At 38.8% G+C, this 13,034-nt stretch carries 15 protein-coding genes; 9 read left to right on the forward strand and 6 right to left on the reverse strand.

All coding sequences use genetic code 11. The annotated features are described in order from the left end of the window. Positions 1-31: 31 nt before the first annotated feature. The 5 genes from ACNHOZ_RS12065 to ACNHOZ_RS12085 all read right to left on the reverse strand — a co-directional run bounded on the left by ACNHOZ_RS12065 (position 32) and on the right by ACNHOZ_RS12085 (position 2,021). Complete coding sequence (locus tag ACNHOZ_RS12065; RefSeq protein WP_255899126.1) at positions 32-487, reverse strand: spore germination protein GerPE; 456 nt, start codon at positions 485-487, stop codon at positions 32-34. A 12-nt stretch (positions 488-499) separates the two neighbouring features. Further along, positions 500-676 carry a hypothetical protein gene (locus ACNHOZ_RS12070; protein ID WP_013055355.1) on the reverse strand — a complete coding sequence of 59 codons (177 nt, stop codon included), beginning with the start codon at positions 674-676 and terminating at the stop codon, positions 500-502. Continuing rightward, complete coding sequence (gerPC, locus tag ACNHOZ_RS12075; protein WP_255899129.1) at positions 673-1,404, reverse strand: spore germination protein GerPC; 732 nt, start codon at positions 1,402-1,404, stop codon at positions 673-675. The genes ACNHOZ_RS12070 and gerPC overlap by 4 nt, the downstream gene beginning before the upstream one ends. Before the next feature lie 89 nt (positions 1,405-1,493). Beyond that, on the reverse strand, positions 1,494-1,769 hold the full coding sequence (locus ACNHOZ_RS12080) for a spore germination protein GerPB (RefSeq protein WP_029324687.1): 276 nt from the start codon (positions 1,767-1,769) through the stop codon (positions 1,494-1,496). A 30-nt stretch (positions 1,770-1,799) separates the two neighbouring features. Further along, positions 1,800-2,021 (reverse strand): spore germination protein, encoded by a 222-nt coding sequence (locus ACNHOZ_RS12085; protein ID WP_013055358.1) that lies wholly within the window; start codon positions 2,019-2,021, stop codon positions 1,800-1,802. A 198-nt stretch (positions 2,022-2,219) separates the two neighbouring features. Between ACNHOZ_RS12085 and ACNHOZ_RS12090 the strand changes: the two genes are divergently transcribed. The 3 genes from ACNHOZ_RS12090 to ACNHOZ_RS12100 all read left to right on the forward strand — a co-directional run bounded on the left by ACNHOZ_RS12090 (position 2,220) and on the right by ACNHOZ_RS12100 (position 4,087). Continuing rightward, the gene (locus tag ACNHOZ_RS12090) at positions 2,220-3,392 is read left to right on the forward strand and encodes a DUF418 domain-containing protein (RefSeq protein WP_255899134.1); all 1,173 of its coding nucleotides are present in this window, start codon (positions 2,220-2,222) and stop codon (positions 3,390-3,392) included. A 78-nt stretch (positions 3,393-3,470) separates the two neighbouring features. Then, complete coding sequence (locus ACNHOZ_RS12095) at positions 3,471-3,818, forward strand: DUF1516 family protein (protein ID WP_013055360.1); 348 nt, start codon at positions 3,471-3,473, stop codon at positions 3,816-3,818. A 134-nt stretch (positions 3,819-3,952) separates the two neighbouring features. After that, positions 3,953-4,087 carry a hypothetical protein gene (locus ACNHOZ_RS12100; RefSeq protein ID WP_255899137.1) on the forward strand — a complete coding sequence of 45 codons (135 nt, stop codon included), beginning with the start codon at positions 3,953-3,955 and terminating at the stop codon, positions 4,085-4,087. Between the two features lie 85 nt (positions 4,088-4,172). Here ACNHOZ_RS12100 and ACNHOZ_RS12105 read toward each other — a convergent pair whose 3' ends face one another. Next, positions 4,173-4,733 (reverse strand): DUF2777 domain-containing protein, encoded by a 561-nt coding sequence (locus tag ACNHOZ_RS12105; RefSeq protein WP_255899140.1) that lies wholly within the window; start codon positions 4,731-4,733, stop codon positions 4,173-4,175. Between the two features lie 171 nt (positions 4,734-4,904). Here ACNHOZ_RS12105 and asnB point away from each other — a divergent pair, with 171 nt between their 5' ends. The 6 genes from asnB to ACNHOZ_RS12135 all read left to right on the forward strand — a co-directional run bounded on the left by asnB (position 4,905) and on the right by ACNHOZ_RS12135 (position 12,926). Beyond that, the gene (gene asnB / locus ACNHOZ_RS12110) at positions 4,905-6,752 is read left to right on the forward strand and encodes an asparagine synthase (glutamine-hydrolyzing) (RefSeq protein WP_028412408.1); all 1,848 of its coding nucleotides are present in this window, start codon (positions 4,905-4,907) and stop codon (positions 6,750-6,752) included. A 314-nt stretch (positions 6,753-7,066) separates the two neighbouring features. Then, positions 7,067-8,599, forward strand: coding sequence for a phytoene desaturase family protein (locus ACNHOZ_RS12115; protein ID WP_047751661.1), 1,533 nt, complete (start codon positions 7,067-7,069; stop codon positions 8,597-8,599). Then, on the forward strand, positions 8,596-10,053 hold the full coding sequence (locus ACNHOZ_RS12120) for a phytoene desaturase family protein (RefSeq protein WP_255899144.1): 1,458 nt from the start codon (positions 8,596-8,598) through the stop codon (positions 10,051-10,053). Before ACNHOZ_RS12115 ends, ACNHOZ_RS12120 begins: the two co-directional genes overlap by 4 nt. A 59-nt stretch (positions 10,054-10,112) precedes the next feature. Continuing rightward, a complete protein-coding gene (locus tag ACNHOZ_RS12125) occupies positions 10,113-10,961 on the forward strand; it encodes a phytoene/squalene synthase family protein (protein ID WP_255899146.1) in 849 nt (282 codons plus the stop codon). Between the two features lie 185 nt (positions 10,962-11,146). Beyond that, the gene (locus ACNHOZ_RS12130; RefSeq protein ID WP_028412404.1) at positions 11,147-11,488 is read left to right on the forward strand and encodes a P-II family nitrogen regulator; all 342 of its coding nucleotides are present in this window, start codon (positions 11,147-11,149) and stop codon (positions 11,486-11,488) included. A gap of 37 nt (positions 11,489-11,525) precedes the next feature. Continuing rightward, positions 11,526-12,926 carry an ammonium transporter gene (locus ACNHOZ_RS12135; RefSeq protein ID WP_034327384.1) on the forward strand — a complete coding sequence of 467 codons (1,401 nt, stop codon included), beginning with the start codon at positions 11,526-11,528 and terminating at the stop codon, positions 12,924-12,926. Positions 12,927-13,034: the final 108 nt, after the last annotated feature.

Here is a 13,034-nt window from a genome sequence, read left to right on the forward strand (position 1 = left end):
AGTTTAGTATATGAGCAGTTTCTTAAAAGGTTCACTCACTGCCGCTAGCTTCTGAAGCAGCTTTCTTTGAAGCTCCTGTTTCAGCTTTCTTTGAAGCTCCTGTTTCAGCTTCCTTTGAAGGTTCATCGTTGATCAGTTCACGAATATGTTTAATGCGAGCTTCTGCATAAACATTGCACGTTGAGCCCACATGAATAACTGACGAGAATGAACATCCTTTTATATCAATTCTGTTAACGCGTATCAAAGGTATTTCATTCCATGTTTGAACGGGAATAGGTTCGTAATCGCCATGGGGAATAGGCTCACTAAAGATAGCATAATCATCAAAATTTCCTTCTCTGCCGTAGAAAAACGGGTATTGTCTCCGATCAGCTAACGCTTTATTGAGTAGGTGAATTTCTGTTGAATCTCCAATTTGGCAAAAAGAGCTCGCCGACAAGGAATTAATTTCTATATAATTAACAGAAGATGTGCGTGAAAGCATACATACGCTCCTTTATGATAACGATAGTGGAACATAAGGGCCGATAATCAAAGATTCCGCTGGCGTATCAAATGTTGAGGATAGAGAGATGTAATTTGCATCACCAATTAAAAAAAGAGAAGAAGAAGATACGCCTGTAATACTAACGTCTCCAACAAGCAATTCACGGTTTACAACGTTAAAGTTCATGAAGGGGGTCCACCTTTCTTTAAGGATTCAGGTAAATACGTTAAAAATGCGTCAATTCCTTTTTTCATATCTTCATAAAGTTTACCGATAATTTGCGGTTTAATTTGTTCAAAATTCCGTTCCATTTCTTCCGGCTGAACTTGCTGTATATAAAAAGTAATCCGCTGCTGCAGCTGCTTTTTAATATCTTCTAAAATAAACTCGTAGTACGATTCATCAATCATCATCGAGCGCTCATCAAGCACATGTTGAACCATAGAAAATCCATGTTGATTAAGTTCACCTAAAATCGTTTCATGAATATCAGAGACCCACTGCTTTTCTAGCTGGCGATCCAATGGTTTTAAGCTGGGATTTTGCGGTCCAGGACCTCCGGGTTGTCCCGGCTGCTCACCTTGAGGCTGCTGACCTTGAGGCTGCTGACCTTGTGGCTGAGCTCCTTGCGGAAATGTTACTTCTGGTTTCTCATTAATAATGATATCTTCTAAATTATCGGGTGTAAGAGGGTTCAATCCAATATTTAATGTTCCATCTAAAGAATCAATTTTTAACTGTTCAAATTTATATTCAATTTTATCAATTTTAATAGGTGGCTGTTCACCTAACTCTTTTATTTTTTGCTGAAGTTCTTGTACGTTTTTTTCAAGCTGAGCAATGCGTTCTTCTTGCTGCTGAATATACGAAGACATTTGCTGAACATACTGATGAACCTGCTGAATATAGTTCATGTTATCCACCTTCAATCACCTCGATTCCCTTATCTCCCGATAAAGAAAATAGTTATATATATACATATGGCGATGAAGGTTGTAACATGTCAGTCGTTGTCTCGAGCTGGGGGAGTTAACGACTGTGAAAAAGGAGCGGGTGCAGTGCCAGCACCGGTTCCGGGAGTAAAGGTAGAGGGAGAAACAGATCCAAGAATGCCTTTTTTTGTTTCAGTAGGTGCAGCGCCTGTAAACCCTCCTGTATTAAAGAGATTTGAGTTCGGTTTAATAACACCTACGCTTCCAATTTGAAGTACCGAAGAGTTACTTACGGCACTGATTTTCATACTTTGAATACAGATACTTTGATTTACATAAAAGTTCATAAGCATCCTCCTGTATGAGCTTCATTTCTATTAGAGATTTCCAGCGACATTTTGATCATTTACGTCATTGTCCGACGTATTCGTTGAGCTCTGCTGATTCACAACATATAATCCGTCGCCTGTATTAAACGAACCTGCGCCAGCAAATGTTTTAGCAGTAGAAATAGGGGCTATTGTATAAACATCTCCAATATGAAAGACGCTGGCTGAACCAACACTGTTAAGATTAACAACACCAACAATGGCAGGCATAGGCAAACACCCTTTTAATTTAGTCTAGTAACAGCATATGAAGCCTAGATAAAAAGGTGATTAATGCTTTTTCCTTATCTATATGCAGATAGTAAGTAAAACATTAAAAAGAGGGATGGAAATAGTAAACATTGAAGAAAAACTTTTGCGTTCGATATAATGTGAAAGCAATAATGAAATCATGTAAGGTGTGGAAGAATGAAACGTTTCAAAATGAACGCAGCTGATAAAGAACAGCGTATTGAAGCAGCAGATGTATTAAAAGGAATCGCGCTTATTGGTATTTTGCTGATGAACATGCCCGATTTTTATTCGCCTGCTTCCTATTACGACAATAATTTGATGAATGGTTCAAGAATGAGTTATGTTGCTAATGGATTAGTTGATGTAGTTGTAGGGCGGACAGGATACGCGCTGCTCGCTATTTTGTTTGGATTTGGTTTTATGAAAATGTTCCAGCGTACATATGAAAGGCAAGTAAGCTTTACTCCTTTTTATGTACGAAGAATCACGGCTTTGCTTCTCGTTGGGGCTATTCATGCTTTATTTATTTGGCACGGTGATATGATTGTGATGTACAGCTTCTTTGCTTTGATCATGCTATTTTTTCAAGAAGCAAAGAAAGAAGTGTTATTAGCATGGGGAACTGGAATATTTAGTATTTACGCTGTGATTATGATTGTTATTTTAACGGTAGCGGCTTTTGCTAATGAAGGAGAGACAGCAGCAGGAATTCACCAGCCTATTATTGACCAAGCGCTTCAAGTATATGGACACGGAAGTTTTGCGTCAATATTTCATCAGCGCTTGCTGGATTGGTACTACGCGTATAATTTAAATACGGTTCCTTTTCTGTTTTTATCGCTATTTCCACTGTTTTTATTAGGCGGTTTTATGGCGAAAAGCAATTGGTTCGAAGAAATAGAAGAATATATAGTGGAGACAAAGTGGCTTTGCCTTATTTCATTTATCGCGTATACAGTATCATCCGTACTGCCGTATGCTTTAGATCACAATGTAGCTACATCCTATATCCACGATACAATCGGAGGAACGGCAGGAGCTATTTTTATTGTAACGTTGGTCACATTAGCTATGCGAAGTGTATCTATTCAAAAAATCATGCAGCCATTTGCTCTTTTGGGGAGAATGATTTTGACTAACTATATCGTCCAGTCCATTGTATGTACATTTCTTTTTTACTCATATGGATTAGGATACTATGGGCATATTTCAATTGTAGAAGGTTTGTCTATTGCGGCGATTATCCTTTCTATTCAACTGCTGGGAAGCTGGATATGGATTAGCCTATTTTTAGATGGGCCCCTTGAAAAACTCATTCGGTATGCTACTTATGGACGAAGTCGCTAAAAATCCTTTTCCTTCCTTTTATTATTGGTGAAGGAAAGGTTTTCATGATATGATATTTTCAGAAAGGACGTGAGATGAATGGCTCCACTACATATTCATGTAACGCTTTGGACATTATTGATTATCTCGTTTGTGGTTTCGTTGATTTTACATCGAGCAGGTAAAGCTAAAGGTCAAAAAATCCTACATATGGTGGCGAGACTTCTATACTTATTAGTGTTAGTATCAGGTCTGCATATGTTAGCAGCTTGGTACCATTTTCAAGGCGCAGCGCTCATTAAAGGAATTGCCGGAGTGTTAGTGCTTGTGGGAATGGAAATGGTCCTTGTTCGTACTGAAAAAAGAAAACGTACAGGCGTTGCTTGGGCAGTTCTTGTAATTGCGCTTATCTTAGTATTCTATTACGGATATGTCGTGCTAGGATAAGAAAAGAGGATAGGGCAAGAGTATTTTAGTTCAAAGAAAAACCGAAGTATTAATCAGAATTCTGATTAATACTTCGGTTTTTTTTTCGTTGTCATGGTGAAAGTAAATTTAATGCGTGTAGGTGCTTCTAGCTGTTGATTGGAGGGCAAGGCGAAGACTCCTGCGGGAAAAGTGGCACAGGTGAGACCCCGCAGGAGCGTAGGCGACGAGGAGGCTCATCGGCCGCCCGCGGAAAGCGAAGCCTTGCACGGAAACCAATAGCGGTTTAAAAGCAATCAATACGAACTCATATATCCAATTTTTTCTTTTTAGATTAGGTTGATGAAGTTATGTCTCAAACTCTTTTCTTTTGCTTTAACCTAAAAAAAGATTCATTGAACGTTCTCCATCGTTAACGGTATATTCAAATCGATCTAGGTATTGCGTGCCTCGTTCGAATAAATGCTGAACGGCACAAATTTTTTCCTCATTGTCATAAATGATAAAATTAGCACCTTTTGTATCACCGTCTGTCGGTAAAAAACATAATGTGTTGTGACAGTAAATACAATCATAAAGAGAGAATTTTAATGAATTTAAGTGCTGAGTGAATGATAAAAAGGTCTCTTTCGGTAGTGATTGAAGAAGCTGTTCGTATGCATAAGGTAGCTTTTTAGTCAGTCTTAGCTTATCCCCATTTCGCAATAAATACGTTCCATCGTGAAGCTTTATTTGACGGTCATCAACCATAATGGCTTTTTCCCAGCGTGTATCAATAAGAAGTTCTAATGTCTCATCCATTACTTCATGAAGCATGGAAGCTTCGTCACTTTCATCTTCAAAGAAAATCCACTGTGAATCAACACATTCAACCGTACCAATCACGAAGGAACGCGGCTGATTGTTCATAGCTTGTTGTTTAGAATAATGATTCATAATCAAACCTCCGTGTGAAATTTATCCATATTTTTTTATTGCCTAAAAAAGCTCTCTTTATAACTGAAAAGTAAAAATAAAATATAAGGACAATTCAACTGTAACTACTGCGTGCATACAATGGCATTATTTCATTCATAAACAAGAGCGTGAAAGAAAGGATGATAAACGATGTGTGGTATAACGGGTTGGGTCGATTTAAAGCGATCGCTTTTAAATGAAACAGCAACAATAACAAAAATGGCTGACACTTTATCGAAAAGAGGTCCTGATGACACCAACGTATGGACACAGCAGCATGTTGCTTTTGGGCACAAACGCTTAGTTGTAGTAGATCCTCAAGGCGGAAGACAGCCGATGACGCGAGAAAAAAATGAACAGCTCTACACGCTTTGCTATAATGGAGAGCTTTACAACACGGAAGATATTCGGAAAGAATTACTAAAAAGAGGTTATCAATTTCAGGGACATTCAGATACGGAAGTACTTCTAACATCTTATATAGAATGGAAAGAATCATGCGTAGATCATTTTAACGGTATCTTTGCTTTTTCGATCTGGGATGAAGCCAATGAAAAGTTATTTATAGCACGCGACAGAATGGGAGTGAAGCCCTTATTCTATCGATCTTATGAAGGTGGAATTCAATTTGCATCAGAATTAAAGGCGATATTAGCTCATCCTGAGGTAAAAGCAGAAGTAGGATTAGATGGATTAGCAGAAGTGTTTGGCTTAGGACCTTCTCGTTCTCCCGGCCACGGCGTATTTAAAAACATAAATGAATTACGCCCGGCTCACGCGCTCACGCTTACGCGTAACGGATTGAAGATTTGGCGATACTGGAACGTAAAAAGTGAGCAGCATACAGATAATTTGGCTGAAACAACAGAAAAAGTTAAATTTTTAGTGCAAGACGCGATTGTAAGACAGCTAGTGTCGGATGTCCCGGTTTGTACATTTTTATCAGGTGGAGTCGACTCAAGCGCCATTACAGCAATTGCTGCAAATGCGTTCAAAGAAAGCGGCAAGGGCTCCCTTCATACGTATTCTATCGACTATGAAGACAATGATAAATTTTTTAAAGCAAATGAGTTTCAGCCAAATTCTGATGGAACTTATATCAAGCTCATGTCCGATACGTTTCAAACAAATCATCATCGCTGCATTATTTCAACGGAGGACCTTGTGCAGCATTTAACAGAGGCTGTAGAGGTGAGAGATCTTCCTGGAATGGCTGATGTAGATTCATCGTTGCTTTGGTTTTGCCGTGAAATCAAACAAGATTTTGTCGTGAGCTTATCAGGAGAATGTGCAGATGAAATTTTTGGAGGATATCCGTGGTTTCACCGAAAACACGATTTGTCTTCGGATACTTTCCCGTGGATGCGCTCATTAGATGCTCGAATTGATTTGCTGCAAAGTTCATGGAGAAAGAAATTACAGTTAGAAGATTATGTACGTGCAAGATATGAAGAAACGTTAAAGGAAGTGCCTGAATTAGAAGGTGAATCGTTAGAAGATGCGCAGCGGAGAAAGCTGTTTTATTTAAATCAGGTTTGGTTTATGACAACTTTATTAGATCGTAAAGATCGTATGAGCATGGGAGCGAGCTTAGAAGTACGCGTACCTTTTGCAGATCATCGCCTTGTGGAATATGCATGGAATATTCCATGGGAGATGAAAATGACGGGCAATAAAGAGAAGGGGATTTTACGCAAAGCGCTTGAAGGAATTTTGCCTCATGACGTTCTTTATCGCAAGAAAAGCCCTTACCCTAAAACGCATAACCCAGCTTATACAAAAGCTGTAACTGTATGGCTTCAATCTCTTTTACAAGATAAACAGTCACCTCTTTATGAATTTTTTGATAAGCAGCAGTTAAAGCATATTATTGATACAGGCGGAGAAGGATTTAAAGCGCCGTGGTTTGGTCAATTAATGACAGGGCCTCAGCTGCTAGCTCATCTAGCTCAAATTCACGTCTGGTTTACTCACAATAATATTCAAATTGTTGAATGACAGGACCCTCTCAGTACAGAGGGTTTTTTTATGAAATCAGTCATCCATTTCTCTTTTTTATACGTTTAAGTAAAGAAGAAGACCGCAGTCTATTTTTGTATAACTTTACATAGATATAAAATAAAAGCTTGAAAGCACCGAATAAAGGGAAAGTGTACTGAAACCCTGGAAAAATGGTACAAACGTCATATTTTCATGGTTTAGTTATTGGTAATTTTATGATTCGAATAAAGACAAGCAGTTTATCGTTGTGTTTAATAATAAAGCTTTGTATAATGTTTGTATAACTATTGTATAAGATTAGGAGTGTATGTATGCAAAAAAACGTAATCGTGATTGGAGCAGGTCCAGGAGGACTAGCGGCAGCAATGCTGTTAGCAAGTCATGGCTATAAAGTAGATGTATATGAAAAGCAAGGATACGTGGGCGGGCGAAATTCAGCGATTAAAATGTCAGGTTATACGTTTGATATGGGTCCTACATTTTTGAGCATGCCACAGATTTTTGAAGAATTATTTCAAGCTGCTAATCGCAATGCGCATGACTATATGGACTTAAAACGTCTAAATCTCATGTATGAGCTTATCTTTGATGATGCACAGATTCAGATGACGGATAACCATAAAAAGATGAAAGAAGAAATCGAACGTTTATACCCAGGAAACGGGGAAGGCTATGAGCGCTTTATGAAAGACACCGAAGCAAAGATGGCGGCTTTGCTGCCTTTATTGCAAGGCCAGATGGATCGTTTTCATCACTATTTAAAGCCTGAAGCAATTCGAGCACTGCCGCATTTATCCTTAGGTAAAACGCTCTATGATGTACTTGGCAAGTATTTCACTGATGAGAAATTGAAATTAGCTTTTACTTTTCAATCGAAGTACTTGGGAATGTCCCCTTGGGAATGTCCAGGAGCCTTTTCTATTTTATCGTTTATGGAACATGCTTACGGTATCTTCCATCCGATAGGAGGAGTAAATCAGCTATCTCAAGCAATGGCAAAAGTAGTGGAAGAACATCAAGGGCACATCCACTTAAACCAAGGTGTTCAAAAACTATGGATTGAAAATAAGAGAGTAAAAGGAATTATTCTAGAAAATGGAGAGCGAATAGGGGCAGACGACGTCATTATCAATGGAGATTTTGCTCATGCCATGACGAATTTAATAGATGAAGGTACGCTTAAAAAATATGCAGTTAAAAAACTTGAAAAGAAAAAATACTCTTGTTCCACTTTTATGATTTATCTAGGCATAGACAAACAGTACAAAGATCTGCCTCATCACACGATTGTGTTCGCTGAAGATTATAAAAAAAATGTAGAAGAGATCACAAAAACGTTAGCTCTTTCAGAAGACCCTTCCATCTACATTCAAAACCCAAGTGTAACAGACCCAACTTTAGCACCAGACGGAAAGTCTGCTCTTTATATTTTAGCGCCGGTTCCAAATAATTTCAGCGGTGTAAACTGGGATGAAAAACAAAAAGCTTTTCGAGATGCAGTATTAAAAATTGTAGAAAAGAAAACGGGTTTCAAAGATTTAGAGAGTCATATTGAAGTTGAAAAAATCATTTCACCAAAGCAGTGGGAAGAAGACGTGCTGGTCTATAAAGGAGCGACATTTAACCTTGGACATCAGCTCACTCAAATGATGGTACTGCGTCCGCATAATAAATTTGAAGAATTAGAAAATTGCTGGCTAGTTGGAGGAGGAACTCATCCAGGGAGCGGTCTACCAACTATTCTGGAATCATCCCGCATTACGACAAAGCTCATCTTAAAAAGAGACGGGCAATTACTGAATGAGCCGTTTAAAACCATGAAGGAAATGGAGAGTGCATTATGAGAACAGCAATTGTTGGAGGCGGCATAGGCGGTTTAATTACCGCTTTGTTATTAAGCAAACGAGGTTTTTCTGTTGATATTTTCGAAAAAGAAAACAAGCTGGGCGGCCGGCTGGCGTTTGTAGAAAAAGACGGTTATAAAATTGATGAAGGTCCCACGATTGTCTTGCTGCCTTTAATGCTTGAACGTATTTTAGATGAAGCGGGCATTTCTGCTTCTCAATATGAACTAATACGCTGTGATCCACTTTATGATATTCATTTTCCAGACGGTACGACCTATACAAAAAAAGCGACTGAAAAAGATCAGTTAGAGGAGATTAGCCGTTTGTTTCCAGGCGAAGAGCAAAACTACCGGCGTTTTATGACTGAATTAAAAAAGCGATTTGAATTAGGAAGTAATGCATTTTTGGAAAAAACATTTGTAAATAAACGAGATTTTTGGACATGGCAAAACATTAAGGCATTAAAAAAAATGAATGCAAATAAATCAATGAGAAAATTTGTTTCAACGTATTTCCATGATGAACGTCTAGTAGATGCCTACTCGCTGCAATCTCTCTATATTGGAGGGAATCCTTATTCGGCACCAGCTATTTATTCCCTTGTTCCCTACAGTGAGCATGCTCATGGCATCTATTACGTAAAAGGGGGATACGCAAGTCTTGTGCCACTTCTTGAAAAAGCGCTGATAGAGCAAGGTGTAAGCATTCATTTGAATAAGGTGGTTCAAGAGCTTTCTATATTAGGAGACAAGACAGAAGGGGTTATTGTTGACGAAGAACTTCACCCATTTGATCAAGTGGTTTTAAATGGCGACTTTCCTAATATGGCGAAAATTGTTCAAAAAAAAGAAAAGAAGTATGTGCCTTCGTCCAGCTGTCTGCTGCTTTATCTTGGTTTGAAGAGAAAATATGATCATCACAATGTGCATCAATACTTTATGGGCAATGATTTGGCTAAACATATGGAAGCAGTGTTTAAGCATAAAACGATTCCTGAAGATCCCGCTATTTATACATTTAATCCCTCTGTTATTGATCCATCCCTAGCTCCCGAAGGAAAAAGTGTGCTATATGTACTTGTACCGGTTCCATCAGGTGGCCACATTGATTGGAGCAATCAGCAAGATTTTGTTGATGGAATCATTCGAACTTTGGAAGAAAAAGGGTTTGGGGAGCTGCGTAAAGAAATAGAATGGGTAAAAGTACGCACGCCAAATGATGCTCAAGCATTTGGACTTTACGAAGGCGGAAGCTTCGGTATTGCTCCTGAGCTGTTTCAGTCAGGCGTATTCAGACCTCAGTACCAGCCGTACGAATATAAAAATGTTTTTGCGGTGGGAGCATCTATACATCCAGGCGGAGGCGTGCCAATTGTTATGCAAGGAGCAAAAATGTTGGCTGATCATCTTATTGAACAATCGTCTATTCAAACGGTTGCAAAGCTCTCTTAAGATCTTGTGAAGCCATAAGGAAATGATGGTTTATCCTTTAATAGAGAAAGGGGTCCTATATGATGAACATTTCGTTAGACAAAGCGTACACTCAGTGTGAAGAAATTATTAAAGAAAACTCAAAAACGTTTTACAAAGCTTTTTCCATGCTGCCGTCAAAACAAAGAAAGGCAGTATGGGCGGTATATGCATTTTGCCGTCAAGTCGATGATATTGTAGATGAAAGAAGTAATCCTGAAATAGAGCTGCAGCAATTCGAAGGAGAATTTGCTCGGTTTAAAAATGGAGAACTATTAAACGAAAGCGCCATGTGGGTAGCTCTGCGCAATGTATTTGAACAATATGAAATGAATGTTCAAGCATTTGACGATATGATTACCGGTCAGCGAATGGATTTAGTAAAAAAAGAATACGATACGCTTGATGAAGTGAAAACATACTCCTATCATGTAGCGAGTACGGTAGGGTTAATGCTTTTACCGATTTTAGCTCCAACTACTCATAAAGAATTAGAAGAAGAAGCAGTTGCGTTAGGCATTGCGATGCAGCTGACCAACATTTTAAGAGACGTGGGGGAAGACTTAGAGCGAGGGCGCATTTATTTACCGAAAGACCTTATGAATTCTTACGGATATACGCGCACGCTATTAGAGAACCGGTGGGTCACTTCTGAATTTATAGAAATGTGGGAGCACCTGGCCAAAGAAGCAGAAATGTATTATATAAAAGGGCTTCAGTCGATTCATAAATATCCCGTGGCTTCTCGTTTACCTCTTACAGGAGCGGCGCATTTATACCGAGCAATTCTTGATAAAATTCGAAAAGAACATTATGAAGTATTTACAGAAAAGCATTTTGTCACAAGTCAAGTGAAAAAGCAAATTATGACATCTATTTCTACGGGGTAACGCAAAGGAGCTACTTTTCCTTTGCGTTACTTTTTTTTGAAGAGATATGAAAGCGTTAACTATTATGTAAATAAGAAAAAAGTCTCATTTTTATCACATATTAACTTGAATATTCAGAAAATTATCTATATGATAATATATATAACATTAAATGTTAATAAAACTAACATGGAAGAGGGGTTACAATGAAAAAAGTGGAAGCTATCATTCGTCCAGAAAAATTTCAAGCACTGCGCGTAAAATTAGAGGAAGTAGGAATAAACGGATTAACAGTCTCAGAAGTGGCAGGCTGCGGTCAGCAAAAAGGAGAGCAGGGACTGTTCAGGGGACAAAGTTTTGAAATCAAACTAGTACCTAAAGTCAAAGTAGAAATGATTTTAGAAGCAGAACAAGTTGATGAAGTCATTAAGATCATTCAATCAATTTGTTCTACGAACCAAATAGGCGACGGAAAGGTTTTTGTCTATCCGGTAGAGGATGCTGTACGAATTAGAACAGGAGAAGCAGGTGTAGAGGCTATTTTATAAAAAGAGAGTGTTATTTTAATAGAGGGGGAGTTAAGCGTTGAAAAAGAAAATTAGTGCGGTTTTGTTTATTAGTTTGTTGGCGGCAACACGCGTTAATGCAGCTGATCCAACTGTCGAATCAGTCAGTGCATCAATTGATATGATGTGGGTAATGTTTGGGGCAGTGCTTGTGTTTTTAATGCACGCAGGGTTTGCGATGGTTGAAACAGGCTTCACTCGTTCGAAAAATTCGCTTAATATCTTAATGAAAAATATGCTAACGGTAGCTGTATCTTCCGTATTGTATTTTGTGATTGGTTTTGCCCTTATGTTTGGAAATTCAAAAGGAGGGTTTATCGGTTCAAGCGGTTTCTTTTTAAATGGAGAAAGCGATCAAATGAGCTTTTTTGTCTTCCAAATTGTTTTCGCAGCAACGTGCGCTACGATTATTTCAGGAGCGGTAGCGGAACGTATGAAACTATCCAGCTATATGATGCTCACGATTGCTATGGTAGCTGTGATTTATCCAGTTGTAGGTCACTGGGTATGGGGAGGAGGGTGGTTGTCCAAACTAGGCTTCGTAGATTTTGCAGGATCGACAGTTGTTCATTTGACCGGGGCTCTTGGTGCGGCTGTAGCAGTTACTTTTCTAGGAGCACGTCTTGGAAAGTATGGAAGCGATGGAAAAGTCAATGCTATTCAAGGGCATAACATTCCGCTTGGCGCATTAGGTGTATTTATCCTCTGGTTTGGCTGGTTTGGATTTAATGGAGGAAGTACATTAGCAGCGGATCCTGCTCTTGTCCCGGGAATCATTGCAACAACATTAATGTCTGGGTCATGCGGAGTCCTGTCTTCTGCTTTATACACAAAGTTTCGCTACAAACGTATTGACGCTAGCTTAACATTAAACGGTGCCTTAGCTGGACTTGTAGGGATTACAGCTGGAACAGCAAACGTATCGATCCCGGGTGCGATCGTCATTGGGCTGATTGCAGGAATTATTCTAGTAGAAGCTGTGCATTTTATCGATAGCAAAATGAAGTTAGACGATCCAGTTGGCGCTATTACTGTTCATGGAATTTGCGGTATTTGGGGGACGTTAGCAGTGGGGCTGTTTGATACAGCTAACGGTTTATTTTATGGTGGCGGCGTACAGCTATTAGGTATTCAAGCTCTTGGAATTATAGCTGTGATGGGCTGGACAATTGGAACGGTTGGGTTATTCTTATTTGTTCTCACGCGTTTTTCTTCCATTCGAGTATCAAGCGAAGAAGAAATTGCTGGTTTAGATTTTGCTGAACACGGTTCATCCGCATACGAATTTCGTGAAAGTTTTGTAGCGACAGGAGACGGCAATCTTCATCCTGAATTTGGTGTTGGATTGATTGATCGATTAAATAAAGTGGGTAAAGTATCGGATAAACCTCATATATCGAACGTAAATGAGACGATATAGCAGTATACAGATAGAAAAAAGTGATTAAAAGTAAAAACTTTTAATCACTTTTTTTGTTTTTATCAACTTATTTAACAATAATGTAAGCGTTAACGTTATAATGGAAAC

This window comes from Priestia sp. D51 (assembly GCF_053345675.1).

Excerpts from the sequence above, each read along its gene's own strand:
- ACNHOZ_RS12065 (WP_255899126.1), bottom strand. The coding sequence starts at position 487 with ATGCTTTCACGCACATCTTCTGTTAATTATATAGAAATTAATTCCTTG.
- ACNHOZ_RS12070 (WP_013055355.1), bottom strand. The coding sequence starts at position 676 with ATGAACTTTAACGTTGTAAACCGTGAATTGCTTGTTGGAGACGTTAGT.
- gerPC (WP_255899129.1), bottom strand. The coding sequence starts at position 1,404 with ATGAACTATATTCAGCAGGTTCATCAGTATGTTCAGCAAATGTCTTCG.
- ACNHOZ_RS12080 (WP_029324687.1), bottom strand. The coding sequence starts at position 1,769 with ATGAACTTTTATGTAAATCAAAGTATCTGTATTCAAAGTATGAAAATC.
- ACNHOZ_RS12085 (WP_013055358.1), bottom strand. The coding sequence starts at position 2,021 with ATGCCTGCCATTGTTGGTGTTGTTAATCTTAACAGTGTTGGTTCAGCC.
- ACNHOZ_RS12090 (WP_255899134.1), top strand. The coding sequence starts at position 2,220 with ATGAAACGTTTCAAAATGAACGCAGCTGATAAAGAACAGCGTATTGAA.
- ACNHOZ_RS12095 (WP_013055360.1), top strand. The coding sequence starts at position 3,471 with ATGGCTCCACTACATATTCATGTAACGCTTTGGACATTATTGATTATC.
- ACNHOZ_RS12105 (WP_255899140.1), bottom strand. The coding sequence starts at position 4,733 with ATGAATCATTATTCTAAACAACAAGCTATGAACAATCAGCCGCGTTCC.
- asnB (WP_028412408.1), top strand. The coding sequence starts at position 4,905 with ATGTGTGGTATAACGGGTTGGGTCGATTTAAAGCGATCGCTTTTAAAT.
- ACNHOZ_RS12115 (WP_047751661.1), top strand. The coding sequence starts at position 7,067 with ATGCAAAAAAACGTAATCGTGATTGGAGCAGGTCCAGGAGGACTAGCG.
- ACNHOZ_RS12120 (WP_255899144.1), top strand. The coding sequence starts at position 8,596 with ATGAGAACAGCAATTGTTGGAGGCGGCATAGGCGGTTTAATTACCGCT.
- ACNHOZ_RS12125 (WP_255899146.1), top strand. The coding sequence starts at position 10,113 with ATGATGAACATTTCGTTAGACAAAGCGTACACTCAGTGTGAAGAAATT.
- ACNHOZ_RS12130 (WP_028412404.1), top strand. The coding sequence starts at position 11,147 with ATGAAAAAAGTGGAAGCTATCATTCGTCCAGAAAAATTTCAAGCACTG.